Here is a 26,354-nt window from a genome sequence, read left to right on the forward strand (position 1 = left end):
ATGTGTATAAGAGACAGCACCGGGATCGCCAGCTGAACGGCGTTCTCGACGCTGAAGACCGCGACGTCCGTGTTGTACACGATCGGTATCACCTCCAACCAGACCCCGAAGATCAGGAGCAGGATGATGCCGAAAAAGAAGTTCGGGATGGCGTAGCCGAAGAAGGCGAAGCCGGTCGCCGCGTGGTCCCGCCAACTGTACATGTTCGCAGCGGAGTACACGCCCACGAGCGGACCGAGGATGACCGTGAGGATCGTCCACGGAATTGAGTACTGCGCGGTGTAGTACAGCGAGTTGCCGACCGCCTCGATGACCGGCTGGCTCCGACTGCTCGACCAGCCCCAGTCGAGGGTGTACACTCCTTGGATGAAGTCGAAGTACCTGACGTAGAGCGGTTCGTCAAGCCCTCGGAGCTCTCTCGCCCGCTGTGTGGCCTCCGCCGGATCGCCTCCCTGGAGCGCCGCCTGCGTGGCGGCCTGCTGTACGTCGGGGTTCGGAGCGGCCGACAGCAGCAGAAACGTGATCGTAGTGATGATGAGCGATACAACTCCTGCCCAGAGAACGCGAGCGGTAACGTACCTTCCAAATCCCATGTTGATATCGTAGAGAACGGGTGGTAGCGAGGGAGCGACCTATTCCCCGTATCTCCACGCCGGGAGGTTCCAGCCGTTGGAGAAGTTCTCGATGGGGCCTTCGAGTCCCTCACGGTACCCGACCGTGTCGTCGGGGAACGTGAGCATGATGTACGGTTGCTCCTCGGCGAGGTTGACGAACAGTTCGATGAGCGCGTCCGCCAACTCGTCCTCCGAGGTCGCCTCTCGCGCGTTCTGGAACAGCTCCTCCGCGTTGAACCCCGGGTAGTAACCGACGGGGTTGTACAGCGGGTTCGCGCCTTCGAAGAAGACGCTGTTTGTAAGCGGGTTCCGGGGGTACGTGTTCAGGCCGAACACGACCTCCATGTCCCACGACTCGTTGGACGTGACGTTGCGCGGGCCGGGGTTGGTTGAGGTGGGCTGGGTCCACTCAACCTCCTCGCCGTTCACCGTGTCGACGAGCTCGTCCGGCACGCTGGTGACCTCGCCCGCCTCGTTCGTCTCCGGAGTCGGGTAGTCGGTCTGCGTCCAGTACTCGTTGTTGAATCGGGTTCCGTCGATGGCTTCGACGGAGACGTCGATACCGAGGTTCTCACCGAGTTCCTGTGCGATGAAGTCCGCCATCAGCTGCTCGGTGTTCTGCCCGGCGCTGTGGTAGAGGCTGAGCTGGACTTGGTTTCCGTCGGGATCGACCATCGCGTCCCCGTCGAACCGGTAGTCGTACTCGGACTGCTCGAACGCGTCTTCGGCCAGTCCGCGAGCCACCTCGCTCCCGTACCTGTCGCCGACGCCGAACATCGGGATGTCCTCCTCCGGCGGGTAGAAGTTACTGAACCGCGGCTGCCACGTGAAGTGGGTCTCGGCGAAGTCGCGGAACACGCCCTGGATCAGTCCCTCCTTGTCGATCGCGGAGGCCATCGCCTGGCGGAACGGCACGTGCCGGAACATGTTCCCCGGCCCGGTCGTCCAGCCGTTGTCCCGCATGTTGAGCGAGATCTTCTCGTTGTACGGCTGCGGGATCCGGTTGACGTATATCTCGTCGTTGTTCTGGTACGCTTCGACCTGGTTCGGCGGGATCGCCGCCGAGTCGACCGCTCCGGTCTCCAGCGCACCGAGCCGCGAGGCCTGCTCGCTGATCACGCGGATTTCGGCCTCCTCGAAGTACGGGGCCTCGCCGAACGCGTCCGGGAGATCGTCCGCGTCCTGAAGGTAGTAGTCGTCGTTCCGACTGTATCGGGTTCCGCCGTCACGCTGCCACTCGTCGAGGACGTACGGACCGAGGTTCCCCGAGAACTGGAGCTCGAGCAGCTCTTCGTCCTGTCGAAGTCCTTCGGTGTCTTCCTCCTCCACGTACGGTTCGAGGAGCCCCTGCGGGATCGGGTACAGTTGCGGCTCGTAGCTCTCGGGCCAGAGTAGCTGCGGCGTGCTCAGCGTCGCCCGGAACTCGTACTCTCCGGTCTCTTCGACCGTTACTCCGTCCCAATCCGCCGACGCGGCCGAGCTCGCCCAGCTGCTCTGGTGGATCTCTTGGATGAGGTAGACGAAGTCGCTCGCGGTCACTTCGCCGTACGGGTCACTGAATTCGAGTCCTTCGCGCACCTCGAACGTCCACACTTCGCCGTCCTCGGTGGACATGTCGTAGAGGAGCGGAACGTACTCGTTTTCCTCGTCGAACGTGTAGCCGAGATCGAGTGCCCGAGCGATCGCGTCTCCGGCACCGTTCTCGTCGTTGTATATCGGGTTGAGGGTCGAGAAGGAGGACGCTGCGGCCGTCGCGAACACCTCTTCTTGGGAGAGTTCGTCCGACCCGGATCCGCCGTCGGAACTGTTGCCGTCGCCGCCGTCACCGCCGTTCCCGGAACAGCCGGCGAGCGTCACTGCGCCGGCGAGACCGAGCGCGGAGAGCCATTGTCGCCGGTCGAGATGCCGGGGATCATCACTATTTTCAATGTTTCGCCGTGGCATACCAATTAGTACGAGTGGGTGTATAAAAAACTTCAGACATCGGGACAGTTGTCGGGGATGATCATCGCACATCCGTTTTGATAATCGGTCCATTCAACACGGAAAAAGGCTCACAGCCGCATATTTCATCGCGTATCAGAAAATCTGCGCTGACAGAGTAAATAAATATCATACTTCTGCCATATAACGGTGCCGCGCTCGAATGGCCGACACTCACCGGAATGGAGTCCGAAATTACCAGTGCGGTGCCAGCCGTTCCCCGCCCGTTGCGGGAGCGCCTTCAGTCGCCGCGACCGTCTCGACCGGCGGCGTCGTCGGGTTCGGAACTGGGAGTCCGCGTCGCGGGGCTCGCCTCGGCGCTCGCGTCGGCTTCGACCGATCGACCGTCGCCGTCGGCGACCGACGTTCCCTCGACCGTTTCACCGCCGAGCGCTCGTTCGTACCGTGCGATCTGTTCGCGATGGAGGGAGTGGATCATGTCCGCGAGGACGCCGAACACGAGCAGCTGAATGCCGAGGATTGTCGCGCCGACCGCACCGACGGCGAGGATCTCGTGGCTGACGCCGACCGCGAGGTACCGGTACAGCACGAACGCACCGATCGCCAACCCCGCCGCGGTCGACGCCGCACCGACGCTTCCGAAGTAGAACAGCGGGTTGTTCGTCTTCGCCTTCCGGTACAGCTCCAAGAAGATCACTCCGCCGTCCCGGATCGGATGGAGGTTCGTCGCGGACCCACCGGGACGCTCCCGATACGTGATCGGGACCACGGCGACGGGGACGCGGTTCTTCACGCACTCGACGGCCATCTCCGTCTCGATCCCGAACCCGTCCGCAGTGAGGTGAAGTCGCCGGAACGACTCGCGGGTGAACGCGCGGTACCCCGAGAGGATGTCGCGGTAGCCCTCGCGGTGGATCGTCCGGAACGCGAGGTTGATCAGGCGGTTGCCGATCCGATTGAGCCGGCTCATCGCGCCCGGACGCATATCCGCGAACCGGTTCCCGATGACGTGGTCGGCCTCGCCCTCGAAGAGGGGTTCGAGCATCGCCGCAGCGTCGTCGGCGTCGTAGGTGGCGTCGGCGTCCGCCATCAACACGTACGGCGACTCGACGTGGTCCCGGACGGCTTCCCTGACCGCCTGTCCCTTCCCGCGCCCCGTCTGCTCGACGACGCGCGCGCCTGCCTCGCGGGCGATCGATTGCGTCTCGTCGGTCGAGCCGCCGTCGATCACGAGGAGCGTCTCGAACCCGGCGTCGCGGAAGTCCGTGACGACGCGTGCGACCGTCTCGGCCTCGTTCATCGTCGGCAACAGGACGCAGACGTCGTCGTGGTCGCTCATCAAGCGAGCGGTCACGGGGGAGTCGGTAAACTCTGTCCCTCCCGGTCGCCGGGCGACCATGCGGCCACCCACACGCTCATGTATGAGAGCGATGATCGTGGTCGTATGTCCCAACCACCGGACGAACACGCCGACGAACTACTGAGCGCGGCCCGCACGGCGACGGGGGACGAGCTGCGGAGCCTCACGTACTTCACGGCGGACGACGTCGAGCAGCTGTACCTCCGCAGCGACCTGAGCCGGACCGCCGACTTGGTCGGGTTCGCCGAGAACGAGCGGCAGGGGTTCCACGCGCAGTCGATGTACGCGGACACCCAGCTCGGCGACTACCGGTTCACCGTCCGGGTGTTCGAGAACGGATACCTCACGCGCGTCATCGCCAACGACCACGGCGTCTGGGTGACGACCGACTCGATGGAGATGGACCGGTTCGAGGAGCTGGCGAGCGCGCTCGCGTCGATCCTCCGATCGTTCGACCCCGCTTGACGTCTCCGCCTGTTTGATCCCGCCTGACGCTCCGCCGTCGACGCGGCCTGATCCGGCGCTTCAGCCGAGGTGGCTCTCGAACTCGCCGACAAGCTCGTCGGCGTCGACCGGCTTGGTCACGTACCCGTCGGCGCCCGCCTTCACCGCCTCCATCATCTTCTCCTGCTGGTCGACGCTCGTACACATCACGATCACCGCGTCGGGCCACCGGTCTTTGATCGCCGCGGTCGCTTCGATCCCGGTCATCTCCGGCATCACGACGTCCATCGACACCGCGTCGGGCTCGTACGCCTCGAAGATTTTGACCGCCTCTGCGCCGTTTTCCGCCTCGTCGACGACCTCGAATCGGTCCGCCAGCGCGTCCCGGACGACGGTCCGCTGGAAGGAGGAGTCGTCGACGACGAGTACCCGCTCGGTCATACCCGTTCTCCCCGCCTGACCGACATAAGCGCGCGGATCGCTCGGCACGATATGAGATCGCTCGGCACGAACAGGTCACGACACGCGCGTCGACGCGGTGGACGACAACGCGCACCGGCGCGAGTCGACTGCGGCGTCGGGAGCGCGACGCCCGCGCGGCCGCGATCCCTTGTATATTCGATGAAGCATATAATGAACCCGGGAACAACGTTAAGGTCTATCCCACGATAACTCCGCGTATGGAAACGCGGAAGGTCCAGCGGTTAGGGCCGTCGACGCTGGCGATGACGCTCCCGGCGGAGGGGGCACAGGAACACGGCGTGAACAAGGGCGACGAGGTGTCGCTGCGGATGGGCGGTAAGGGGACGCTCACGGTGCTCCCCGAATCGGTGAGCTCCGAGGAGTCGGAGGCGGTGATCAACGCCGACGGCCTCGACGCGCGCTCGCTCGAACGAGCGATCGTCGCGCAGTACGTGTTGGGGCGGCGCGTGATCCACGTCCGCAGCGAGGGGACGCTCGACAGCGAGCACATCAACGCGGTGTACAAGGCCGAGACCCAGCTGATGGGGCTCGGCGTCATCGAGGAGACCCCGGAGGACATCTCGATCCGCTGCTCCGTCGACCCCGAGGACTTCACCCTCGACAACCTGCTCGAACGGTTGGAGAACACGGGCTCGACGATGCGCGGCGAGGGCGTGAAGGCGCTCGCGCACGGCAACCCCGACCTCGCGCAGCGCGCGCTCAACCGCGAGCGGCAGGCGAACAAGATATTCGTCCTCCTGCTCCGGCTCATCTTCACCGCCTACCAGAATCCGAACCTCGCCCGCGCGGTCGGTCTCGAAGAGGGATTCCCGCTGATCGGCTACCGCTCCGTCGCGAAGAACCTCGAACTCACCGCGGACAACGCGGAGGACATCGCCGAGATCGTGATGGAGGCCGACGGCCACACCCTTGACGTCGACAGCGCGACGATGCGGCAGATCCGCGAGTTCACCGACCAAGTGGACGAGCTGACCGCGCTCGCGGTGCGGGCGGTCGTCGAGCGCGACTACGACCTCACCGTCGAGTGCCGCGACCTGTTCTCGCGGCTGGAGGACCGCGAACAGGAGATCCTCGACGAACTGCCGGACGACCTGGACAACGAGACGCTGCTGATGACCCGAGAGGTGCTCGTCAGCCTCCAGCACACCGCGGAGTACGCCATGCGGAACGCGGAGATCGCGGCGAACCTCGCGCTCAACGAGGCGTCGGAACACGTCGAGATCATCTGATCGCGGCGCGTCGCCCCGGCCCGCCCGTTCCGATCGCGACGCCTCGCCCGGGCTCGCCCGCGGCCGGTGGCCGTCGCAGGTTGCCGCCGGCCGCGTCGCGCGGTTCGCATGAACTAAGTGGTCCCCCGCGAAGCGGTTCGTATGAGTGAGGGTTCCATCGAATCGGACAAGGAGGTCGGCGTCGCGCTCGCGCTCGGCGCCATCGCGGTCGTCGGCGCCGTGGTGATGATAGCGTACCCGGGGCAGCTCGGGAAAGCGTGGGGATTCGCGGGCGCGTTCGTCTTCGCGACGCTCGCCGTCGGCGCGGTACAGCTCTTCGACTGACGGAGCCGCGCCACGAGCCGGCCGATCGGCCGCGAACGACGAGAAACCGTTAAGGACGTCAGACGCGTATATCCGGTAATGAGCGAGTACACCGAGGAGGAACAGCGGATCCTCGCGTACCTCACGGACAGCGTCACCCGTGGCGAGCGGTACGTTCGCTCGAAGACCATCGCCGACGCGATCGGTCTCACCGCGAAGCAGGTGGGCTCGCGGCTCCCCCGGCTCGCCGAGAAGTCGGACGACGTCGACATCGAGAAGTGGGGCCGCGCTAAGTCGACCACGTGGCGCGTGACGCCGGAGGGTTGAGGGCCCGAGCGGGCCTCGACGCGCTCGCCGCGTTCCCCGCATCCGACACCGTCGGCGCGCATTTTTAACCCCCGTCGCCCCTAAGGAGGATCGTATGACCGTTCGAGTCTCCCGGACGTTCGAGTTCGACGCGCCGCCGGCCGACGTGTGGGCGTTCATCTCGGACGCGGAGCAGCGCGCGGGCGCCATCAGCGTGGTCGACTCCTTCGAGATCCACGACGACCGGACCGCGACCTGGCACGTCGCGCTCCCGATACCGATGATCCGCTCGACGATCGACGTCGAGACGGAGGAAGTCGAGCGCGACGCGCCGAACCGAGTGAAGTTCGTCGGGAAGTCGCGGGCGTTCCGCGTGACCGGCGAACACGTGATCACCGAGACCGAGGACGGCGGCTGCCGGCTCGCCAACGAGTTCGTCGTCGACGGGAACCTCCCCGGCGTCGAGTCCTTCTTCAAGCGCAACTTCGACGCCGAGCTGGACAACCTCGAAGACGCGCTCCGCGCCTCGCTCGCCTCGCCGGCATGAAGCTCGCCGGCGTCCAACTGGGGGTCGAGGGCGGCGCCGTCGAGGAGAACGTCGAGCGGGCGCTCGACCGCGTCCGGGCGGCCGCCGGGGAAGGCGTTGACCTCGTCGTCCTCCCTGAGCTGTTCGACGTCGGCTACTTCGCGTTCGACTCGTACGGTCGCGCCGCGGAGAGCCTCGCCGGCGACCGCCTCGCCCGGTTCGCGGCCGCTGCCGACGCGAACGACGTGGCGGTGCTGGCCGGGACGGTCGTCGAAGACCTGTCGGCGTCGGCCGCGGACGGCCTCGACGTACCGGCCGAGTCCGGGCTCGCCAACGCCGCGGTGCTGTTCGACGCCGACGGCGAGCGGCGCCTCGTCTACCGGAAGCGGCACCTGTTCGGGTACGGCTCCGAGGAGACGGACCGCATGGTGCCCGGCGAGCGGTCGCCGGTCGTCGACCTCGCGGGCGTCACGGTCGGGGTGACGACCTGTTACGACCTCCGGTTCCCGGAGCAGTTCCGCGAGATGGTCGACGCGGGCGTCGAGTGCGTGCTGGTGCCGAGCGCGTGGCCGTACCCCCGGATCGAACACTGGCGGACCCTCGGCCGCGCGCGGGCCATCGAGAACCTCGCGTACGTCGCCGCGGTCAACGGGAGCGGCCGGTTCGGCGACGACGCGCTCTGCGGCCGGAGCGCGGTGTACGACCCGTGGGGAACCGCGCTCGCGTCGGTCGGCGACGAACCGGGCGTCGTCACCGCCGAAGTCGACCCCGAGCGGGTCGCGGCGGTCCGCGAGGAGTTCCCCGCGCTCCGCGACCGGCGGTGAGCGCGTCCGCGGGCTCGATCGAGGCCGATCCTCACGACTTCGGATCCCGTACGCACGGATCTCATACAGCCGGATTCCACACGGCCGGATCTTGCGCATCCGGATCTCACACATTTATACGCGTGAGGAACATATCGTCTCTTGCCGAAGACCGACGCTTTTCTCGTTGGAATTCGGCGTTAATCGATCCGCGCGCCCGTCCCGACCACTGGGCGGCGTCGCCGACGACAGCCCGGGGGTCCGCTGTCCGGCCGCCGCCCGTCCGCCTCCCACCGCCGCTTCGCCTTTCGCCCGTCTCCCCTTCCGCTTCCACCCCTTTCGCCCGTCTCCCCTTCCCTCTGCCACAGCTTCACTTCTCACTTCCACCGACGCCCGGTCTCGTCCGCTTTCGGCGCGCTCGACGTCGCTGATTCCGTGTCGCAGTACCGAACGCCGGAGCGATTCGGGGGACGCCGCGGCGGGAGTCGCTTCGTTCGGAGGAGAGTATCTGTACTGATAACTCGGCCGGTAGGTACTTACGTCGCTCGCAGGAGGAAGTAGACGCCGCGGACGAATCCGGTCGGCCCCATCCCGTTCGGGCGGGCCGTCCGGCCGCTCGCTTCCACCGTCCGTCGTCCGTCGGCTTGGGTTCGGGTCCACCCGCTCCCACACCGAGCCCGAACCCGTTTTGCGTTCGCTTCCACCTGACAGCGGCGGTGCCCGGTGTCCGGGGCCGAAGCGCAAGGCCGAAACCCTCAGCCGACGAACCGGCGGTAGAATGTTCCCCCGCGAGTACCGCGGCGTCGCCTTCGTCGTCGCGCTGTTCCTCGTCGTTCAGGTGGGCGCGCTGGCGCTGGTCCCCGAGTTCGCCGAGAGCGGCTATCAGGCGGTCGAGAACCCCGATAACCCCGCGAACAGCGTGCTGTACGTCGTCGCCATCGTCGCGATGACCGGGCTGATGCTGGCGGCGTTCCGGTACGACCTCGACCGGGCGATCCGCCTGCTGATCGTCGGCGTCTCGGCGTATCTCTCGTGGTACGTGTTCTCCGCGCTCGTCTCGCCGCTCGCGGCCGCCGTCCCCGCGGTCGCCGTCGCCGTCGGCCTGCTCGTCCACCCCGAGTGGTACGTGATCGACGCCGCCGGGGTGTTGATGGGCGCGGGCGCCGCGGGACTGTTCGGCATCTCCTTCGGCCTGCTGCCCGCGCTCATCCTGCTTACCGTCCTCGCCGTCTACGACGCGGTCTCGGTGTACGGCACCGAACACATGCTGTCGCTCGCGGAGGGGATCATGGACCTGAACATCCCCGTCGTGTTGGTGATCCCCCTGTCGCTGTCGTACTCGCTGCTCGACGGCGAGTCGGCCAGCGACGAGGCCGCGGGGGTCGGTGATGAGGAGGAGTCGGACGCGGAGTCCGCGTCTATCGACGACGGGGAGTCAGTCTCCGGCGACGCCGACGAAGGCGCCGCTGCGGACGGGGACGAGGGCAACGAAGCCCCCGCCGATCCCGGTGACCGCGACGCCTTCTTCATCGGCCTCGGCGACGCCGTCATCCCGACGGTGCTGATCGCGAGCGCGGCGACGTTCTCGCCGGCGAAGGACCTCGGCGTCCCGCTGCTCGGCGTCAACCTCCCCGCGCTGCTCGCGATAGTCGGAACGCTCGGGGGACTGCTCGTGCTCATGCGATGGGTGATAAAGGGCCGGCCGCACGCGGGGCTTCCCCTGTTGAACGGCGGCGCGATCGGCGGCTACCTCGTCGGGTCGCTCGTCGCCGGCGTCCCGCTTCTCGAAGCGCTGGGGCTCGCGACGTTCTTCTAAGTCGGCTTCACCGAAGCTGCCGAAATCTCGACTCCGCGGCCGTGCGACGTTATTTATGATGACTTGCTGACCGACCCGACTACCACCGAAGCCCCAGCCGCGAGGCGGGCGCACGCTCGCTGCGCTCCTCGTCGCTCACTCCGTTCGCTCCTGCGGTGCTTTCGTCGCCTGCGCCCGCCTCGCGACTGCCCCTTCGAGTCCCGCCCGACCGCGACCGCCCCGCACCTCACACCTCCCCAGCCTCGCCGCTCACGCCCTCCGGGCGTTCGCGGCGTCCCTCGCGCGTGCTCCTCGCGGCCGCCGCTTCGCTCCGGCCGCTCGCAGGCACGCGCCACCGTAGAAAATGCGTTAGTCGTCGTCCGCGGGGTTCCCGTCACGCGTCTTCACCGCGACGCCGGAGCCGAGCTGCTCGGCCTCCGCGCCGGAGAGTTCGGCCCGGCCGACCCCGAAGATCTCTCCGTCGTCGTCGACGACGAGTACCTCGTCGCCCGGCCGGATCCCGGCGTCGGCCGCGGTGACGAACTTCGCGAACGCGTTGCGCCCCTCGCGCACGAACGGCTCGCTCTCCTCGCCGACGACCATCCGGTGTCGCGGTGCGGAGAACGTCTCGGCGATCCGCTTCCCGCCCGCGAGCCCGAGCGTGAACCGACCGTCGGTGCCGTACGAGACGAGCCGGTTCCCCTCGCTGCTGCCCGGGGTGTCGTCGACGTCGCCGTCGATCACCTGCCGCGGCCGGCCGCCGCTCGACCGGCGCACGGTGAGCGGGGCGTCCGGCGGGAACAGGGCGTCGCCCGCGCCGGCCCCGAACTGGTAGTCGGCGGCGGTCCGCAGGTCCGCGAGCGTGTCTGCGTCGGTCATGGCCGCGGTTCTCCGCGCGCGCTGAAAGCGATTGCGACAGCGCCCCGAGTCGTCGCCCCGACCTCTCAGCCGAGCGCGGGGTACGCCACGGCGACCCCGTCGCCGTCGACGCGCCAGCGGTCGGCGACCGCTCGGTACGCCGCCGGGTCCGCCGCAGACTCCGCCGGGATCGGTTCCGGCGGCGCTTCCCGGAGGACCGCGGTCAGCGCCTCGCGGTCTATCGGGCCCGAGTCGGCCACGCTCACTGAGAGCAGATCGGCGAGCCGGTCGGCCGCCGAGACGATCGCCCGGGCGCTCCCGATCCGGTGGGCCAGATCGAGGGCCGCGATCAGCCGCTCGGCGGCCGCGGCGGTGTCGCCGCGCTCCGCCTCCGCGGCGCCCAGCGCCGCGAGCGCCTGCGCCTCGACCTGCGTGAACCCGCCCGTCCTCGCGGCGGCGACCGCGTCCGTCAGCGCCGCCGCCGCGGCGTCGCCGTCCCCGCGAGCGAGCGCCAGCCGCCCCCGGATCCGGTCCAGTTCGGCGAGACGCTTCCGCCCCACGTGGTCCTCCAGCAGCGACGCGGTCCGCTCGATCCGCCGCGCCGCCTCGGGCAGGTCGCCGTCGTCGATCGCCACCTCGACGAGGATCGCGGTCACCATCGCGCACCGCGTGTCGGCGCCGAGGCGGTCGAGGCCGTCGAGCGCGGCCGTCAGGAACCGCTCCGCCCGGTCGAGGTCGCCCGCGAGGTGTGCCGCGCTGCCGAGGTGGCTCAGCGCGAACGCCTCGTACATGTCCGAGCCGATCCGCTCGGCGGTGGCCCGCGCCTCGGACGCGTGGGCGACCGCCTCGCCGACGGCGCCGCGCTGCTCGGCGACCGCCGCGAGGTTCAAAAGCGAGATGGCCTCGCGGTGTTCGTCGCCGACGGTCCGGTAGCCGTCGAGCGCGCGTCTCGCCGTCCGCTCGGCCGCGTCGAGGTCGCCGCGCCGCCGCAGCGCGACCGCGAGGTTCGCCCGGACGTTCGCCTCTCCGTGGGTGTCGTCGTATGCGCGGAACAGGTCGCCGGCGACCCGGTAGTGGTCGAGGACCGCGTCGGTCCCGTCGAGGGAGTCGAGCGCGTTGCCGGCGTCCATCAGCGCCTTCGCCCTCGCGATGGGGTCGCCGACCTCGGCGGCGATGGCGTACGCCCGCGAGGCCGCCTCGTAAGCCACCTCGTAGTCGCCGTCGAAGTGGGCCGCCTGCGCCCGTCCCCGGATCGCCGCCGCGAGACCGCCCCGGTCGCCCGCTGCCGCGAACAGTTCCTCGGCCCGCTCGTATCGTTCGCGCGCCGCGTCGTACTCGCCGCGCCGCCGCGCGACGTCGCCGTACCCGCGCTGGCGCTCGGCCGCGCCCGCCTCGTCCGCCGGCCGCCACGCGTCCAGCGCCGCCCTCGCGCCGTCGAGGTCGCCGGCCTCGACGTACATCCGCGCCACCCACTCCGGCGGCCGATTCCGCAGGTCGTCCGGGCACGCGTCCGGGAGCTCGATCCACGCGCAGCGCACGCGTCCGTACAGCGGCGCGAGCCGCGGGTAGCGCCGACCGACGCCGTACACCGCGCGGACCGTCTCGGCCGCCCACGCGCTCGGGTCGCGCTCGATTCGGTTCACCGTCGGTTCGTCCCCGCCGACGGCGCGCCGGACGCGGGCGCGACGAGCGGGGTCGTCCGCGAGCGCGAGAACCCGCGAGACGGCCCGTCCCACGCGTCTGGCGACGACCGGCCCCGGCTCCCGCTCGACGAGTCGCTCCAAGAACAGCACCGACCACTCGTCGTGGACCGCGCGGTACTCCCCGTCGCCCGACCGGACGAGGGCCGACCCGACGAGGCGGTCGAGCGCACGGCGAACCTCGTCGACGGTCGGCGACTCGTCGCCGTCGGTCCCCGTCCCGGTCTCAGGTCCGCCGCTCCCGTTCGGCCCGTCGACGAGCGCGTACGCCAGGGTCCGGGAATCAGCCACGCCGGCGACGTTGAGGAGGTTCACCAGCACCGCGACGTCCGCGGTCGGTGGCGGCCGATTCCTCGCCTCCCGGACCGCCTCCGCGACCGCCGCCTCCAGTCCGGACTCGGGGCCCGCGCCGTCGCGGCCGGCCGTCGCGTCGTTCGCGTCGGTTCCCGGCTCCGAGGCGCCGCCGGCGCTCCCTTCCCCCACCCTGACGACGCTCGCGCCGTCGCCGGTCGCGCGGACGAGCCGGTGGACGAGCGCGAGCAGTTCGCCGACGCGCTCGTCGTCGGCGCGCCGCACGTCGGCGAGCAGCGCGGCCGGGTCGGCCGCGGGCGCGGACCCCGTACGGTCGGCGACGTGGTCGACGAACCGCTCTACCTCGCGCTCGTCGAGCCGCGGCATCCGCACGGTCGCCATCTCCCGGCGGTAGCGGAGGTCGGCGGGCGACAGCGGGAGCCCGTTCGGGTCGTCGTACGGCTCCTCGCGAGCGTCGAAGAGGAAGGACACGTCGTCTCGGTCGGCCAGTTCGCGGGCGACCCCGACGGCCTCGGCGGCGTCCGGATAGACGGCGTCTTCGACGACGACGAGGTGGTGACCGTCGCCCTCGGTGACGCGCTCGCGCAGTCGCTCCGTCGCGGAGAACGGGTCGCCGCCGTCGCTCGGGCGATAGGTCACAGGGCCGCACCCCGAACGGAACCACTCGACCGCGACGCACCGGCAGACGGTACTCTTCCCGCTGCCCGGCGGGCCGACCAGCGCGTGGTCCCTCGCCTCGGCGAGGCCGTCGACGAGCAGCCCGGCGATCGAACGTCGGTCGCCGTCGCGCACCGTCGTCCTGTCGAGGACGTATCCCGCGTCGACCTCCGGGAACGACGCCGTGGCGCGGAGCGGTCCGTACGGGTCCGGGTCGCCGGAGAGCCGGTCCGCGTCGACCGCGTGGAACCCCTGCGCCGAGAGCGCCCGCCGGCCGTCGTCGCCCGAACCGATCCGCCCGAAGAGCCCGCCGGCGGCGCTCGCTCTCCGACCGTCCGCCCCCGCATCTCGGTCCGCTCGGTCGGACGCCTCACCGCCGCCCTCATCGACTGAGTCGTCGGACTCCTCGGTCTCGGCTCGGTCGCTCGCGCCCTCAACCCGGTCGCCAGCGCCCCGCCCCGCCGCAGAGCGATCCATCGCCGCGAGCGCCTCACCGACGTCACGCCCGCGGTCGACCAGCTCGCGCACCTTGGTCTCAGCCCACGCGACCGCCTCCGGCTCGGTCGACGCCGCCGCGCCGTGGAGCGTGCCGGCGTCGTCGAAGGTGAGGAGCAGCGCGGTCCCGTCGGCCGCGACGACCCCGGCGTCGACGGCGTCGACCGCGGCGACCCGGCAGTCGTCCCGGCGCGCGACGGCGCCGAGGTCGTCCGCGAAGCGCTCGGCCGCGTGTCGGTACGCCCGGTCCGCCAGCGTCAGGTCGACGGTCCCGCCGCCGGCGGCCGCGCGCCGGAGTCGCTCCGCGATCCGGGGGTACGGGAACGCGGGCAGCGCGGCGGCGACCGAGTCCGCGTTGGCGAGCGCCTCGTCGAGGACCTCCAGCGGTCGGTAGGGATCGGGGGCCGCGGCCCGGTACGTCTCCGCACCGCGGAGGACAGCCGGATCGACGTCGACGTCCGCGCCGAGCGGGTCGAGCACGTCGCCCGCGGCCGCGAGGTCGTCCGCGACCGTTAGGAACTCCCGGTACGCGGCCGCGAGCAGGCGGCCGGAGAGCGTCGTCCGATACCCGTCGGTCTCGCCGGCGACGAGCCCGGCCGCCTCCAGCTCGTCTATCGCGCGGTTCACCGTCGACCGGGAGTGGCCGAGCGCGTCGACGAGCTCGTGTTTGCGCAGCGGCTCCGCGGCGAGCCGTTCGAGGAAGTCGAGGCGGCGCTCGGCGACGCCCACGAGCTCGGACGGCTCCGTCATACGTCCGCACGCACCATACCGACCTACATAACTGTTTCTTCAGTGACGACTCCTCGCACGCGGTGACACAGTGTTTCACGGGGTGAGAATAAGCCGGATGACGCCGCAGTCGGCCCCATGGACAGGGACCGCACGGGCGAGGGCGACGATTCCGGCGCGGGGGCCGGGCTCGACGAAACGGAGTCGGCCGGGCTCGACGAAACGGAATTGACCGGACGAAGCGGCGCAGCGGCGACCGAACCGGACAACCCGTCGACGGCGGACGAGACCGCCGCATCGGCCCCGCCGAGCCGCGCGTCGCGGGCCGTCGCGACCGCGCGGTCGGCGGCGGACGAACTGGCGGCGTGGGACCCCGACGACGTCGACGCCCTCGTTCGGTCCGTCGGCGAGCGGCTGGCCGACAGGGAGACGGTCAGTCGCCTCGCGCGGTCGGCGGCCAACGAGACGGGGCGGGGCCACCCCGGAACGAAGGGCGAGAAGGTCGCGACCGCGCTCGACGCCGCCCGGCGGACGCTGCGGGACGCGCCGACGGCCGGCGTGATCGACCGCGACGGCGCGGCGGGCACGGTGACCGTCGCCGGGCCGACGGGGGTCGTCGGCGCGGCGGTCCCCGCGACGCACCCGGTCGTGATCCCCGCGGTCCTCTCGCTGTACGGGCTCGCCGCCCGGAACGCGGTCGTCTTCGCCCCCTCGCCGTCGACCGTGGAGACGTGCGACGTCGTCGTCGAGACGGCCCGCCGCGCGCTCGCCGACGCGGGTGCGCCGACCGGCGCGGTGTCGATGCTGCCCGCACCGGCGGCGAAGCCCGAGACCGACGCGCTGTTCGAGCGGGCCGACTTCGTCGTGGCGGCCGGCTCCGAGTCGACGGTCGCCGCGGGGCAGCGCTGCGGGATGCCGAACGCGGCGACGGGCGCCGACGGCGTCGTCGCCGTCGCGGACGGCTCGGTCCCGGATCGGGCCGTGGCGACGCGGGTCGCGGTCGGGGCGACCTACGACTTCGGCGCCCACCCCGCGGGCGACGCCGCGGTCGTCACGGTGTCTCCGACGGTCGACGCGCTGTGTGCCGCGCTCGAAGCCGAGGGCGGGTACGTCCTCGACGCCGCCGAGCGCGACCGACTCCGCGCGCTCCTCGGCGATGACGGAGACGGCGGAGACGACGGAGACGACGAGGCCGATCCCCGCGGGAACTCGCCGCGCTGGCTGGCGGCCGCGCTCGACCTCCCGAGCGCGGCCCGCGAGGCGTCGTTCCTCGTCGCCGAGCCAAACGGCGCGGACGATCGGCTCGCGACGCTGCCGGGGATCCCCGCGGTCGCGGTCCACGGACGGAGCGGGTTCGACGCCGCGACAGCGCTCGCCGCCGAGATCGGTTCCCCCCACGCCGCGGCGGTCCACACCACCCAACAGCGCCGCGCTCGGCGGGTCGCGGAGCGGCTCGCTCCCGGTCGCCTCGTGGTCAATCAGCCGGGGATCGCGGCGACGGGGGCGCGCTCGAACGGCTTCGAGGCGGCGCCCGTGTTGGGCGGCGGGACCGCTGAGGGGAGCCAACTGTGCGGGGGGCTCACTCCGGACTACTTCGCGCAGACGACCACCGTCGCCGCGACGACCGTCGCGGACGAGGCGTCTCATCGGAACGGGGCGGGCGACACGCTTCGCGGACCCTAACCCGGAGCGTTCCGCTCCGGGCGCGGCCGATCAGAGTTCGATCCGGTCGACGATCGAGCCGTTCCCGTCCTGCCCGTCGCTGTGGGTGTTGATCGCGATCGTCTGGACCCGGTCCTCCAGCAGCGACCCCTCCATCTTCGCCTTCAGCAGCGAGTCGACCTGATAGACGCCGGCGGCGTTGTTCATGCGGATCACGACTTGGACGGGAGTCTCGTCGCCCTCGCGGAGCGAGACGCGCTCGATCGCCTGCGAGGAGACGGTGTTGATCCCGCGGCCGCCCTCCTCGTAGGGGACCCGCGAGCGCCCGCGTTCCATGTCGAGACCGTCGGCGATCCGGACGACGCCCGCCTCCAGCGTGAGCGGCTGTTCCTCCGTGTGGTGACACAAGATCGCGTGGAGCACCTCGGCCTTCACGCGCACCTGATCGGCAACGTCGTAGAACGAGGGGAGCAGGTCGTTCAGGAGGTCCGCCGCCAGCGGGATCGAGTAGTACGGGTGGTCGTGGCGGTGGACGACGTGGCCGATGTCGTGGAGCGTCGCGGCCAGCGCGACGATCACGGGCTCGTCCGCCTCGTCGAGCCCCTGCTGGCGGGCGCCGTTGAACTCGACGCCGCCGGACTTGAGCAGGTCGTACAGGCGGAGCGCGCGGTCGCGGACGATCTCGACGTGTTTGGAGCCGTGGTCGTTGTACCCCTTCCGCGCGACCGGGTTGACGTTCTGCGCCTCGAGGTAGGTGACTATCTCCTCGTCGGATTCGAGCCGGGCGAGGACCTCGTTGAGCCGCTCGTCCGGGAAGGCGTGGTCGGCGTCCGGGTCGTACTCGTGGCGGCCGGCGTCGGTGTCGTCGGCGATTTCGTCGCGCCCGCCGCTGGTCGAACCGGCCGCTTCGTCGGTCGGGTCGGAGACGTCGTCCGTCGGCTCGGGGGCGTCGTCGGCAGGGTCGGTCATGCGTCGACCAGAGTCGCCCGCCCGGCATAAATGTGCGAGCCGCGCGGGCGCGGCGCGCGGATCGCCGCGATCGCACCGCCGCGGTCGCACCGCCGTCCGCTCGTGGAGTCCTGCCGGCGCCCCGGCCGGTTATCCGGTCACCCGCTGTGGCGTCGCGTATGGGGTTCGATCCCGACCGCGTCTCGACGGTGACGTTCGACTCGTACAGCACGCTCGTGGACGTCGACGCCGCCGAGGCGGCGCTCGCGGACCGCGTCGCCGACCCCGAGCCGGTGTCCCGGCTGTGGCGGTCGCGGTCACTGGCGTACACGTTCGTCGCGAACGCGGTCGACGCCTACCAGCCGTTCTACGAGATGAACCGCGACGCGCTGACGTACGCGCTCGCCGCGCACGGCGTCGACCTGCCGGACGCGGAGCGCGACGAGATCCTCGCGGTGTACCACGAGCTGGAGGTGTTCGGCGACGTGCGCGACGCCATCGAGCGGCTCCGCGACGCCGGCTACGACTGCTACGTCCTCTCGAACGGCGACCTCGAGATGCTCGCGTCGATGGTCGACCACGCCGACATCGGGGACCTGATAGAGGACGCGATCAGCGCCGACGAGGTGGAGACGTTCAAGCCGGCCGCCGAGCTCTACCGGCACGGCGCGGCCCGGACCGGGACCTCGATCGACGAGGTGGTCCATGCGACGGCCGGCTGGTTCGACGTGCTGGGCGCGCGCCACGCCGGGATGCAGGCGGCGTGGGTCGACCGAAAGGGCACGCCGTGGGAGCCGTTCGGCGGCGACCCGGACGCGACCGTCGAGACGCTTCACGAACTGGCCGACCTGCTCGGGGCCTGACCGGGACGCGGAGGCGGAGATCACGCGGACGCGACCGGCAACCGGCCGCCGCGGCAGTTTCGACCCGAGGCACAACGTATAAGCGCGCGTCCGTTCCATATGTCGGTGTGATTCGACCCGCGTCCGCACGCGGCCAGCGGTCGACGCCAGCGACGCGGCTCTTCTCGAAAAAACGCGCGTGAGCCGTCCGCCGGCGGGAGTGGCGACCCCGTCCCGGACGACCCCCGACCCGCGCGCACCGGTCCACTGACCGACCCGGACTCACCGCAGCACCCATGACAGACACGACCACCACGACACCCTACGCGACGACCGAATCGACGGACAGAGACGCGGCGGGCGCCCCCTTCGAGGGCGTCTATCCGGCGATGACGACCCCCTTCACCGACGACGAGGCGGTCGACCACGAGCAGCTCACCGCAAACGCGCGCTACCTCGAACGCGCCGGCGTCGACGGAGTGGTCCCCGTCGGCTCGACCGGCGAGTCGGCGACGATGAGCCACGACGAACACGTCGCGGTGATCGAGACGGTGCGCGACGCGCTCGACGACATCCCCGTGATCGCCGGCACCGGTTCGAACAACACCGCGGAGGCGCTCTCCTTATCGCAGCGCGCGGCCGACGCGGGCGCCGACGGCCTGCTGCTCATCTCGCCGTACTACAACAAGCCCGAGCCGCAGGGGTTCCTCGACCACTACCGGACCATCGCCGACGAGGTCGACCTCCCCCAGATCGTCTACAACGTCCCGAGCCGCACGGGGCAGTCGATCCCGGTCGACGTGACGGTCGAGCTCGCCGAACACCCGAACATCCGGGGGTACAAGGCGGCCTCCGGCGACCTGAATCTGATAAGCGAGGTGATCGAGCGCACCCGCGACGAGTCGTTCGCGGTGCTGTCGGGCGACGACGGCCTCACGCTCCCGGTCCTCTCGATCGGCGGGTCGGGCACGATCAGCGTGGTCGCCAACGTCGAGCCCGAGCGGACCTGCGCGATGGTCGGCGCCGCGCTCTCGGGCGACTACGACCGGGCGCGGGCGCTCCACCACGAGCTGTCGCCGCTCGTCCGTGAGCTGTTCGCCGAGACGAACCCAATCCCCGTGAAGGAGGCGATGTACGTCCGCGGGCGCGGCGGTCCCCGCGTTCGCTCGCCGCTCTCGCGGCTCTCCGAGGACCGCCGTGAGTCGCTCCAGGACCTGCTGGCCGCGTACGAGGAGCACGCACCGGGGGCGCTCGACCCGACGGCCGCCGACCCCGCGGCGGCGGAGGACGCGGAATGAGCGACTCGGGCGACCCGACTGCCGCCGACCTCCGAATCGCCGTCACGGGCGCTGGCGGCCGCATGGGTCGCGAGGTGATCGAGGCCGCCGCCGACCGCGAGGACGTCACGGTCGCGGTCGCCGTCAACCGCACCGCGACCGACCCCGTGGCGGGCGTCGCGGTCGAGGACGCCGCCGACCTCGACAACCTGCTCGCGAGCGAGGAGCCGGACGTCCTCGTCGACTTCACCGGCCCAGACTCGGCGGTCGCGTACGCGGAGACCTGCGCCGACGCGGGCGTCCCCCTCGTGACGGGGACGACCGGCTTCACCGAGTCGCAGGTCGACGACCTCCGGGCCGCGAGCGAGTCCGTGCCAGTTCTCAAGGCGTCGAACTTCGCGCGCGGCGTGGCCGCGCTCCGCCGGGCCGTCCGCGAGGCGGCCGCGGCGCTCCCGGGGTACGACGTGGAGCTGACGGAGACGCATCACAACGCGAAGCGCGACGCCCCGTCCGGCACCGCGAAGTCGATCCTCGACGACGTGGAGGAGGTCCGCGGCGACCTCGACGAGCGCGTCCACGGCCGCGAGGGCGACGCGCCGCGCGAGTCGACCGAGATCGGCGTCCACGCCCGCCGGGCGGGAGACGTGACGGGCGAACACGAGGTCCTGCTTGCGGGGAACCGCGAGACGCTCGAACTCACGCACCGCGCCGGCGACCGCGGGGTGTTCGCCGAGGGCGCGCTCGACGCCGCCGCGTGGCTCGCCGCCAGCGACCCCGGCTGGTACGGGTTCGGCGACGTGTTGGACGCGGGCGAGGAATAACCGAGAAGAATAGAAATATCGACGAGTAAATACCGCCACTCATCCATACACTATCCAATGAGCCTCGAAGCCGACGTAGCCGACCTCTGGAACCGCTATCAGGACGGACTGAGCGCCGCGGACGCGAGTAACGCGGACGCCGCCGTGGTCGACGAGTTCCTCGCCGCGCTGGAGTCCGGCGAGGTCCGCGCCGCCGAGAAGACCGGCGACGACGTGACCTCGTGGGAGGCCAACGAGTGGGTAAAGCGAGGGATCCTGCTCAACTTCGGCCTGCGTGAGACGGAGCCCCGCGAGTACGGCGGCGTCACCTACCACGACGTGCTCCCGCTGCGCGACACCGACGACCTCGCGGAGCGCGGCACCCGGAACACGCCCGACGGGACCGCGATCCGCCGCGGCGCGTACCTCGGGAGCGACTGTATCATGATGAGCCCCTCGTTCGTCAACATGGGCGCGTACGTCGGCGACGGCACCCTCGTCGACTCCTGTGACACCGTCGGCTCCTGCGCCCAGCTCGGCGAGAACGTCAAGCTCGGCGCCAACACGCTGATCGGCGGCGTCCTCGAACCCGTCGAGGACGCGCCGGTCATCGTCGAGGACGGCGTCTCGCTCGGCGCCGGGTGTCGGGTCACCTCCGGGTTCCGCGTCGGCGAGAACAGCATCGTCGGGGAGAACACGCTTTTGACCCCCCGTATCCCCGTTTACGACCTCGTCGAGGAAGAGATCATTTACGGTCACCTCCCGGCAGAGCGCCGCGCGTTCACGCGGATGGTGGAGTCGTCGGTCGGCGACCACGACCTCTTCGAGGGCGGCGCGTACAAGCCCGCCGTCGTGGCGACCCACGTGGAGGAGGACACCCTCGAAGCGACGCAGCGGGAGGACGCGCTCCGCGAATGAGCGACCGCGACGCGGCCGCGGAACCGACCGCCGAACCCGACGACAACCCGCCGGTCCGCCGCGTGAGCGACTGGGACGCCGACCGGCTCACCGACCTCGCCGACGGCCACGAGACCCCGCTCTACGTACAGGACCTCGACCGCGTCCGCGAGAACTGCGAGCGCCTGCTCGCCGCGTTGCCCGACGCTGACGTGCGGTACGCCGTCAAGGCGCACACCGGCCGGGCCGTCTTGGAGGCAATCCGCGACGCCGGTCTCGACGCCGAGTGCGCCTCCGCGGGCGAGGTGGACCGCGCGCTCGCGGCCGGCTTCGACGGCTCGCGGCTCCACTACACCGCCGTCAACCCGCCGGCCCGCGACCTCGACTACGTCGTCGGCGTCGCCGAGGCGGAGCCCGACCTCACCGTCACCGTCGGCGCGGTCGACACCCTCGACCGACTGACCGAGCGGGGCTACGACGGCCGGGTCTGCGTCCGCGTGAACCCCGGCGTCGGCGCGGGCCACCACGAGAAGGTCACCACCGGCGGCGCCGCGAAGTTCGGGATCCCCTACGACCGCGCCGCTTCCGCGGCGCGGGACGCGGCCGAGCGCGTCGACGTAGTGGGGATCCACGCCCACGCCGGCTCCGGCATCGACCCGGACCAGCTCGACAGCCACCGCGAGTTGGTCGCGCGGATGGGCGAACTGGCGCGGGAGTTGGCCGCGCCGAGCGACGGCGCGTCCGAGGACGACGCGCCCGCTCCGGTCGACCTCGAATACGTCGACGTCGGCGGCGGGTTCGGCGTCCCCTACGAGGAGGACGCCCCGGCCTTGGACCTGCCGGCCGTCGCCGACGCGACCCGCGAGGCTGTCGCGCCGCTCCCCGACGGCGTCGACCTCGCGATAGAGCCCGGGCGGTACGTCGTCGCCGACGCGGGCGTCCTCCTGACGCGCGTGAACACCGTGAAGCCGACGCCGGACGAGACAGTCGTCGGCGTCGACGCGGGGATGACGGACCTGCTCCGTCCCGCGATGTACGACGCATACCACCCGATCCGGAACCTCGGCGGCGGGCGCGGAGCGGACGGGAGCGACGCTCCCGCCCCCGGGGACCGGTCGGCAACCCCTGTCACGGTCGCCGGACCTATCTGTGAGACCGGCGATACGCTGGGTAGGAACCGAGCGCTCGCCGACCCGAACCGCGGGGACCTCCTCGCGGTCGGCGTCGCGGGCGCGTACGGATACGAGATGGCGAGCCAATACAACTCACGACCGCGGCCCGCGGAGGTCGCGCTCGACGACGGAACCGCGACGGTCGTCCGACGCCGAGAGTCCCTCTCGGACCTGACGACGGTCGAACGGGACGCGGGTCGCAGAGGAGAAGAGCGACCGGAGGGTGGCCGATGAGCACCCACGCCGTCCCGGTCGAGAAGTACCACGGCACGGGCAACGACTTCCTCGTCGTCGACGCCGACGCCGAGATAGTCGGCGACCGCGCGGCGTTCGCCCGCGCCCACTGCGACCGCGAGACGGGCGTGGACGGCCGGGACTTCGGCGCCGACGCCGACGACAGCGGCGCGCCCGCGGACCGCCGCGGCGCGGACGGCGTCCTCTTCCTCAGCGACGAGGAGCGGTTCGACCCGACGCGCGTCGTGATGACGCTGGTCCAGCCGGACGGCTCCACCGCGACGATGTGCGGAAACGGCGCCCGCGTCGTCGCACGGTGGGCTCACGACCGGACGGGGGACCGCGAGTTCATGATCGACACGCAGGCCGGCACCCGGCGCGCCACCGTGACCGCGGACGGGACCGCGGCCACCATCGAGATGGGCGCGCCGACGTTCGACCCCCGCCGCGTCCCGGTCGCCAGCGACGGCGCGCTCGCGGACGAACCGCTGATCGACGAACCGGTCGAGGTGCTACCCGTCACCGCCGTCAACACCGGCGTCCCGCACGCGGTCGCGTTCGTCGACGGCGGCCGCGACGACCCGGACGGCATCGACGCGGTCGACCTCAACGCGGTCGCGCCGCCGGTCCGGCACGCCGACGTCTTCCCCGAGGGCGCGAACGTGAACCTCGCGGCGGTCGTCGACGACGGGTCCGGCGACGGCCCCGCGGTCCTCGACCAACGCACCTTCGAGCGCGGCGTCGAGGGCGAGACGCGCTCCTGCGGCACCGGCGCGGTCGCGGTCGTCGCGGCCGCGCGCCGGCTCGGCCTAATCTCCGGCGACGACGCCGTGAGCCGACCGCCGGGCGGCGAACTGGATATCACCGTCCCCGACGCGGGGCACGCCACCCTGACCGGTCCCGTCGCCCACGAGTTTTCAGGGGCGCTCCCCGCCGACCCGCGATGAGCGACGGGAGCGACGCCGCCCCGGGGCGCCCCGACGACTTCGACCCGGTCTCGTTCCTCGAAGACGCGGTCCAGATTCCCTCCCACGAGTCGGTCGACGAGATGCGCGAGTTCGTCGTTGACCTGCTGGACGACCGGAGCGCCGACCCCGCGGTCGCCGCGGACGGCTGCGTCCTCGCGGAGAAGCGCTCGCCGGCCCCCGAAGACGGCCCGCACCTCGTGTTGAACACGCACTTCGACACGGTGACGCCGCACGTCCCGTTCGAGCGGGGCGAGGCGGCGGACGAGCGTGGCGGTTCGGCGGAGGCCCCCGACGGACCCGACGGAGCGAGCGAGGTGATCCGCGGACGCGGCGCCTGCGACGCGAAGGGACCGCTCGCGGCGCTGCTCGCCGGCTTTCTCGCCGCCGACCCCGACCGCGGGCAGATCACGCTCGCGCTCACGCCCGACGAGGAGGAACTCTCGCTCGGCGCGGCGGCGCTGACGGGGCGGCTTCCGGGGACGGACGACCGGCTCGACGGCGACCTGTTCCTCGTCGGGGAGCCGACCGGCCTCGACGCGTGTACCGCCGCGAAGGGACGCTTTCAGGCGACCGTCGAGCTCTCCGGGACGGCCGCGCACGCCGCGGAGTTCGCGGGCGCGAACGCGGTCGCGGCCGCGGAGGACGCGCTCGGCGCGGTCCGGACCTTCGACGCGGACGCCGACGAGCACCCGCAACTCGGCCCGCCGAAGCTCACCCCGACCGTCATCGGGGGGGGCGCGGCGACGAACCAAGTGCCGGCGGACTGTTCGATCACCGTCGACCGGCGGAGCGTGCCGCCCGAGACCGCCGAGGAGTTCCGGTCGTCGCTCGCGGCCGCGGTGCGGGAGTCGCTCGCCGACGGCGCGGGCGGCGACCACGGCGACGTCGACGCCGCGGTCGGGCTCACCGACCGCGAGTCACCGTTCCTCGAGGCGTTCGCGACCGACCCGGACCACGAACTCGTCCGAATCGTCGCGGGGGCGGCGCGCGAGGCGGCCGACGCGGCCGGCCTTCCGAGCGAGCGCGGCGGGTCCGCGCGACCGTTCGGCGCCGCGACGGAGGCCTCCTACTTCGCGCCGGCGCCGACGGTCGTGTTCGGGCCGGGGGACCTCGCCGACGAGTCGGGCGCCGTCGCGCACGCCGAACGGGAGTACGTCCGCGTCCGAGAGGTCGAGGCTGCCGCGGCGGCGGTCAGAGACGCGGTGTCGGCGCTGGTCGGCGGAGCGGAAACGACGGGGACCGACGACGCAGTTTAAAGCAGGAACGTCTCCTTCTGCTCGGCGAGGTCGACGAAGTCGTCGGCGGCCTCGATCAGTTCGTCGGCGGCGGAGTTACCGAACCCCATCGCCTCCACGCGCACGCCCTCGTGACGGAGGTGCGAGCAGAGCCGGGCGAAGTCGCCGTCGCCGGTACAGAGGACGACGGTGTCGACGTGGCTCGCGAGGGAGACGGCGTCGAGGCTCATTCCGAGGTCCCAGTCGGCCTTCTTCGAGCCGTCGGCGAACGTCTTGATCTCCTTGATCTTCGTCTCGAAGCCGATGTCGCGGAGCGCCTCGAAGAAGCTCTCCTCCTCGGGCGAGTCGGCGCGGATCACGTACGCGATGGCGCGGACGAGCGACCGGTCCGCGACGGCCTCGTCGAGCAGGCCGGAGTAGTCGATGTTCCGCGAGTAGACGCTCTGCGCGGAGTGATACAGGTTCTGCGAGTCCGCCAGCACGGCGACGCGCTGGTCCGGGTGAATCTCGCTCATGCGTCCCCCTTCACCGTCCGCCGTTAGGGGCTTTGGGATCCGCGCGGCCGCGATTTCGGGGGTCGGCGGGGTCGCGACGACCACCATGGTTTATGTCCGGCGGTGGCGACCGTGGCCCATGGACGAAAAGCGGTTCGTCGTCGCCCTCTTCGGCCTCGCGGTCGCGGTCATCGCCGGCTACGTGGCCTATCGGTTCGTCGCCCCGCTCACCGTCGCCGTCTTCCTCTACTACTCGACGCGGCGGTTCTACCACCGGCTCGAACGCTTCCGGCTGCCGGCCCGGGTTCGCGCGGTTGTGTCGCTGTCGGTCATCGGCCTCCCGCTCATCGGCCTGGTGAGCTACACGCTGGTGCTGCTCGTCTTGGAGGCGCGGCGGTTCATCGAGACGTATCCGGTGGCCGACACCATCGGCGCGGAGAACTCGGTGATCGGCGACCTCGCGGCGCTGTCGAACCCGACGATGGACGAGCTGCTCGCGGCGTACCGGTCCGGGCAGTTCGACCCTCTCATCGAACTCGTCTCCGAGCAGGCGTCGCTGTTGGCGAGCACGCTGTCGGGGCTCGCCCTGAACCTGCTCATCACCGTGATCGTCACGTACTACCTGCTCATCGACGGGTCGAAGTTCCACGACTGGCTGCTCCGGTTCGACGACGACGCGATCGTCCGCGAGTACCTCGAAACGGCGGACGACGAGCTGGAGGCCGTGCTGTACGGGAACCTGCTCAACGTCATCGCCATCTCGATCATCGCCGTCGTCACCTACCTCGGGTACAACGCGGTCGCTCCGGCGGCGGTCGAGATCCCGTACCCGACGCTCGCGGGCGCGCTCACCGGCGTCGCCAGCCTGATCCCCGTGATCGGGATGAAGATCGTCTACATCCCGATCGCGGCCGCGATGTCGATACCGATCGCGCTCGACGGCGACCTCTCGCTGTTCGCCTACGTCGCCGGGTTCCTCGCCGTCGCGATCGTGGTCGTCGACACCATCCCCGACATCGTCCTCCGGCCGTACTTCAGCGGCGAGACCACCCACGTCGGGCTGCTCATGCTGGCGTACATCTTCGGGCCGGTCGTGTTCGGCTTCCACGGGCTGTTCCTCGCGCCGATCATCCTCGTGGTGGCGCTGACGTTCGCGGACACCGCGCTGTTGCGCCTGCTCGGCGTCGAGCCGGAGCCGGAGCCGGAGATCCCGGAGCGGCAGCACCGCCTCGACGAGTTCTGAGCCGTCGCGAGGCCCGGGGGCTCG

At 70.9% G+C, this 26,354-nt stretch carries 24 protein-coding genes; 16 read left to right on the forward strand and 8 right to left on the reverse strand.

What is annotated here, in order from left to right:
• The 3 genes from C463_RS19520 to aglJ all read right to left on the reverse strand — a co-directional run.
• Positions 1 to 593: ABC transporter permease (locus tag C463_RS19520; protein ID WP_008440299.1), on the reverse strand; the 593-nt coding region annotated here is incomplete at its 3' end.
• A gap of 39 nt (positions 594 to 632) precedes the next feature.
• Positions 633 to 2,558 carry an ABC transporter substrate-binding protein gene (locus tag C463_RS01055; protein WP_049905371.1) on the reverse strand — a complete coding sequence of 642 codons (1,926 nt, stop codon included), beginning with the start codon at positions 2,556 to 2,558 and terminating at the stop codon, positions 633 to 635.
• Positions 2,559 to 2,838: 280 nt separating this feature from the next.
• Entirely contained in the window at positions 2,839 to 3,897 is a 1,059-nt protein-coding gene (gene aglJ / locus C463_RS01060) for an S-layer glycoprotein N-glycosyltransferase AglJ (RefSeq protein WP_008440301.1), read from the reverse strand.
• A gap of 105 nt (positions 3,898 to 4,002) precedes the next feature.
• Between aglJ and C463_RS01065 the strand changes: the two genes are divergently transcribed.
• Positions 4,003 to 4,383: a DUF7522 family protein gene (locus C463_RS01065; protein ID WP_008440302.1), complete on the forward strand. Its 381-nt coding sequence runs from the start codon at positions 4,003 to 4,005 to the stop codon at positions 4,381 to 4,383.
• A 60-nt stretch (positions 4,384 to 4,443) separates the two neighbouring features.
• On the opposite strand, the gene C463_RS01070 is transcribed toward C463_RS01065, so the two are convergent.
• A complete protein-coding gene (locus C463_RS01070) occupies positions 4,444 to 4,803 on the reverse strand; it encodes a response regulator (RefSeq protein WP_008440303.1) in 360 nt (119 codons plus the stop codon).
• A gap of 239 nt (positions 4,804 to 5,042) precedes the next feature.
• Between C463_RS01070 and C463_RS01075 the strand changes: the two genes are divergently transcribed.
• From C463_RS01075 to C463_RS01100, 6 genes are all read left to right on the forward strand, one after another.
• Positions 5,043 to 6,074: a PhoU domain-containing protein gene (locus C463_RS01075; protein WP_008440304.1), complete on the forward strand. Its 1,032-nt coding sequence runs from the start codon at positions 5,043 to 5,045 to the stop codon at positions 6,072 to 6,074.
• A 141-nt stretch (positions 6,075 to 6,215) separates the two neighbouring features.
• Positions 6,216 to 6,398 (forward strand): DUF7525 family protein, encoded by a 183-nt coding sequence (locus C463_RS01080; protein ID WP_008440310.1) that lies wholly within the window; start codon positions 6,216 to 6,218, stop codon positions 6,396 to 6,398.
• A gap of 78 nt (positions 6,399 to 6,476) precedes the next feature.
• Positions 6,477 to 6,704 (forward strand): DUF7123 family protein, encoded by a 228-nt coding sequence (locus C463_RS01085; RefSeq protein ID WP_008440311.1) that lies wholly within the window; start codon positions 6,477 to 6,479, stop codon positions 6,702 to 6,704.
• 94 nt (positions 6,705 to 6,798) lie between these two features.
• Complete coding sequence (locus C463_RS01090) at positions 6,799 to 7,230, forward strand: CoxG family protein (RefSeq protein ID WP_008440312.1); 432 nt, start codon at positions 6,799 to 6,801, stop codon at positions 7,228 to 7,230.
• Complete coding sequence (locus C463_RS01095; RefSeq protein ID WP_008440313.1) at positions 7,227 to 8,033, forward strand: nitrilase-related carbon-nitrogen hydrolase; 807 nt, start codon at positions 7,227 to 7,229, stop codon at positions 8,031 to 8,033. Before C463_RS01090 ends, C463_RS01095 begins: the two co-directional genes overlap by 4 nt.
• A gap of 757 nt (positions 8,034 to 8,790) precedes the next feature.
• Positions 8,791 to 9,828 (forward strand): presenilin family intramembrane aspartyl protease PSH, encoded by a 1,038-nt coding sequence (locus C463_RS01100; RefSeq protein ID WP_008440314.1) that lies wholly within the window; start codon positions 8,791 to 8,793, stop codon positions 9,826 to 9,828.
• Positions 9,829 to 10,176: 348 nt separating this feature from the next.
• On the opposite strand, the gene C463_RS01105 is transcribed toward C463_RS01100, so the two are convergent.
• Positions 10,177 to 10,686 (reverse strand): PUA domain-containing protein, encoded by a 510-nt coding sequence (locus C463_RS01105; RefSeq protein WP_008440316.1) that lies wholly within the window; start codon positions 10,684 to 10,686, stop codon positions 10,177 to 10,179.
• Positions 10,687 to 10,751: 65 nt separating this feature from the next.
• A complete protein-coding gene (locus tag C463_RS01110; protein ID WP_008440319.1) occupies positions 10,752 to 14,579 on the reverse strand; it encodes a transcriptional regulator FilR1 domain-containing protein in 3,828 nt (1,275 codons plus the stop codon).
• Positions 14,580 to 14,696: 117 nt separating this feature from the next.
• Here C463_RS01110 and C463_RS01115 point away from each other — a divergent pair, with 117 nt between their 5' ends.
• Complete coding sequence (locus C463_RS01115; protein WP_008440320.1) at positions 14,697 to 16,241, forward strand: aldehyde dehydrogenase family protein; 1,545 nt, start codon at positions 14,697 to 14,699, stop codon at positions 16,239 to 16,241.
• A 30-nt stretch (positions 16,242 to 16,271) separates the two neighbouring features.
• Here C463_RS01115 and C463_RS01120 read toward each other — a convergent pair whose 3' ends face one another.
• Positions 16,272 to 17,189, reverse strand: a complete 918-nt coding sequence (locus C463_RS01120; RefSeq protein ID WP_008440325.1) for an HD domain-containing protein — start codon at positions 17,187 to 17,189, stop codon at positions 16,272 to 16,274.
• Positions 17,190 to 17,347: 158 nt separating this feature from the next.
• Between C463_RS01120 and C463_RS01125 the strand changes: the two genes are divergently transcribed.
• From C463_RS01125 to C463_RS01155, 7 genes are all read left to right on the forward strand, one after another.
• Entirely contained in the window at positions 17,348 to 18,031 is a 684-nt protein-coding gene (locus C463_RS01125; protein WP_008440326.1) for a haloacid dehalogenase type II, read from the forward strand.
• 275 nt (positions 18,032 to 18,306) lie between these two features.
• Positions 18,307 to 19,308: a 4-hydroxy-tetrahydrodipicolinate synthase gene (gene dapA, locus C463_RS01130; RefSeq protein ID WP_008440328.1), complete on the forward strand. Its 1,002-nt coding sequence runs from the start codon at positions 18,307 to 18,309 to the stop codon at positions 19,306 to 19,308.
• Positions 19,305 to 20,108, forward strand: coding sequence for a 4-hydroxy-tetrahydrodipicolinate reductase (dapB, locus tag C463_RS01135; RefSeq protein ID WP_008440330.1), 804 nt, complete (start codon positions 19,305 to 19,307; stop codon positions 20,106 to 20,108). Before dapA ends, dapB begins: the two co-directional genes overlap by 4 nt.
• Positions 20,109 to 20,165: 57 nt before the next feature.
• Positions 20,166 to 21,005: a 2,3,4,5-tetrahydropyridine-2,6-dicarboxylate N-succinyltransferase gene (locus C463_RS01140; protein WP_008440331.1), complete on the forward strand. Its 840-nt coding sequence runs from the start codon at positions 20,166 to 20,168 to the stop codon at positions 21,003 to 21,005.
• Complete coding sequence (gene lysA / locus C463_RS01145; RefSeq protein ID WP_008440333.1) at positions 21,002 to 22,390, forward strand: diaminopimelate decarboxylase; 1,389 nt, start codon at positions 21,002 to 21,004, stop codon at positions 22,388 to 22,390. The genes C463_RS01140 and lysA overlap by 4 nt, the downstream gene beginning before the upstream one ends.
• Positions 22,387 to 23,337: a diaminopimelate epimerase gene (dapF, locus tag C463_RS01150; RefSeq protein WP_008440334.1), complete on the forward strand. Its 951-nt coding sequence runs from the start codon at positions 22,387 to 22,389 to the stop codon at positions 23,335 to 23,337. The genes lysA and dapF overlap by 4 nt, the downstream gene beginning before the upstream one ends.
• Entirely contained in the window at positions 23,334 to 24,614 is a 1,281-nt protein-coding gene (locus C463_RS01155) for a M20/M25/M40 family metallo-hydrolase (RefSeq protein WP_008440336.1), read from the forward strand. The genes dapF and C463_RS01155 overlap by 4 nt, the downstream gene beginning before the upstream one ends.
• Here C463_RS01155 and C463_RS01160 read toward each other — a convergent pair.
• Entirely contained in the window at positions 24,611 to 25,108 is a 498-nt protein-coding gene (locus tag C463_RS01160) for a LabA-like NYN domain-containing protein (RefSeq protein WP_008440338.1), read from the reverse strand. The two genes, C463_RS01155 and C463_RS01160, sit on opposite strands and share 4 nt — an antisense overlap.
• 118 nt (positions 25,109 to 25,226) lie before the next feature.
• Between C463_RS01160 and C463_RS01165 the strand changes: the two genes are divergently transcribed.
• Complete coding sequence (locus C463_RS01165) at positions 25,227 to 26,330, forward strand: AI-2E family transporter (RefSeq protein ID WP_008440339.1); 1,104 nt, start codon at positions 25,227 to 25,229, stop codon at positions 26,328 to 26,330.
• The last annotated feature ends 24 nt before the right edge of the window (positions 26,331 to 26,354 follow it).

Origin of the sequence: Halorubrum californiense DSM 19288 (assembly GCF_000336875.1) — an archaeon.
GTDB classification, from domain to species: domain Archaea; phylum Halobacteriota; class Halobacteria; order Halobacteriales; family Haloferacaceae; genus Halorubrum; species Halorubrum californiense.

What these genes read in the sequence shown, in the direction of transcription:
- C463_RS01120 (WP_008440325.1), bottom strand. Translation starts at nt 17,189, where the DNA reads ATGACCGACCCTGCCGACGACGCCCCCGAGCCGACGGACGACGTCTCC.
- aglJ (WP_008440301.1), bottom strand. Translation starts at nt 3,897, where the DNA reads ATGAGCGACCACGACGACGTCTGCGTCCTGTTGCCGACGATGAACGAG.
- C463_RS01055 (WP_049905371.1), bottom strand. Translation starts at nt 2,558, where the DNA reads ATGCCACGGCGAAACATTGAAAATAGTGATGATCCCCGGCATCTCGAC.
- C463_RS01080 (WP_008440310.1), top strand. Translation starts at nt 6,216, where the DNA reads ATGAGTGAGGGTTCCATCGAATCGGACAAGGAGGTCGGCGTCGCGCTC.
- C463_RS01110 (WP_008440319.1), bottom strand. Translation starts at nt 14,579, where the DNA reads ATGACGGAGCCGTCCGAGCTCGTGGGCGTCGCCGAGCGCCGCCTCGAC.
- dapB (WP_008440330.1), top strand. Translation starts at nt 19,305, where the DNA reads ATGAGCGACTCGGGCGACCCGACTGCCGCCGACCTCCGAATCGCCGTC.
- C463_RS01165 (WP_008440339.1), top strand. Translation starts at nt 25,227, where the DNA reads ATGGACGAAAAGCGGTTCGTCGTCGCCCTCTTCGGCCTCGCGGTCGCG.
- C463_RS01085 (WP_008440311.1), top strand. Translation starts at nt 6,477, where the DNA reads ATGAGCGAGTACACCGAGGAGGAACAGCGGATCCTCGCGTACCTCACG.
- C463_RS01090 (WP_008440312.1), top strand. Translation starts at nt 6,799, where the DNA reads ATGACCGTTCGAGTCTCCCGGACGTTCGAGTTCGACGCGCCGCCGGCC.
- dapF (WP_008440334.1), top strand. Translation starts at nt 22,387, where the DNA reads ATGAGCACCCACGCCGTCCCGGTCGAGAAGTACCACGGCACGGGCAAC.
- C463_RS01125 (WP_008440326.1), top strand. Translation starts at nt 17,348, where the DNA reads ATGGGGTTCGATCCCGACCGCGTCTCGACGGTGACGTTCGACTCGTAC.
- C463_RS01075 (WP_008440304.1), top strand. Translation starts at nt 5,043, where the DNA reads ATGGAAACGCGGAAGGTCCAGCGGTTAGGGCCGTCGACGCTGGCGATG.
- C463_RS01095 (WP_008440313.1), top strand. Translation starts at nt 7,227, where the DNA reads ATGAAGCTCGCCGGCGTCCAACTGGGGGTCGAGGGCGGCGCCGTCGAG.
- C463_RS01100 (WP_008440314.1), top strand. Translation starts at nt 8,791, where the DNA reads ATGTTCCCCCGCGAGTACCGCGGCGTCGCCTTCGTCGTCGCGCTGTTC.
- C463_RS01155 (WP_008440336.1), top strand. Translation starts at nt 23,334, where the DNA reads ATGAGCGACGGGAGCGACGCCGCCCCGGGGCGCCCCGACGACTTCGAC.
- C463_RS01065 (WP_008440302.1), top strand. Translation starts at nt 4,003, where the DNA reads ATGTCCCAACCACCGGACGAACACGCCGACGAACTACTGAGCGCGGCC.
- C463_RS01115 (WP_008440320.1), top strand. Translation starts at nt 14,697, where the DNA reads ATGGACAGGGACCGCACGGGCGAGGGCGACGATTCCGGCGCGGGGGCC.
- lysA (WP_008440333.1), top strand. Translation starts at nt 21,002, where the DNA reads ATGAGCGACCGCGACGCGGCCGCGGAACCGACCGCCGAACCCGACGAC.
- C463_RS01105 (WP_008440316.1), bottom strand. Translation starts at nt 10,686, where the DNA reads ATGACCGACGCAGACACGCTCGCGGACCTGCGGACCGCCGCCGACTAC.
- C463_RS01160 (WP_008440338.1), bottom strand. Translation starts at nt 25,108, where the DNA reads ATGAGCGAGATTCACCCGGACCAGCGCGTCGCCGTGCTGGCGGACTCG.
- C463_RS01140 (WP_008440331.1), top strand. Translation starts at nt 20,166, where the DNA reads ATGAGCCTCGAAGCCGACGTAGCCGACCTCTGGAACCGCTATCAGGAC.
- dapA (WP_008440328.1), top strand. Translation starts at nt 18,307, where the DNA reads ATGACAGACACGACCACCACGACACCCTACGCGACGACCGAATCGACG.
- C463_RS01070 (WP_008440303.1), bottom strand. Translation starts at nt 4,803, where the DNA reads ATGACCGAGCGGGTACTCGTCGTCGACGACTCCTCCTTCCAGCGGACC.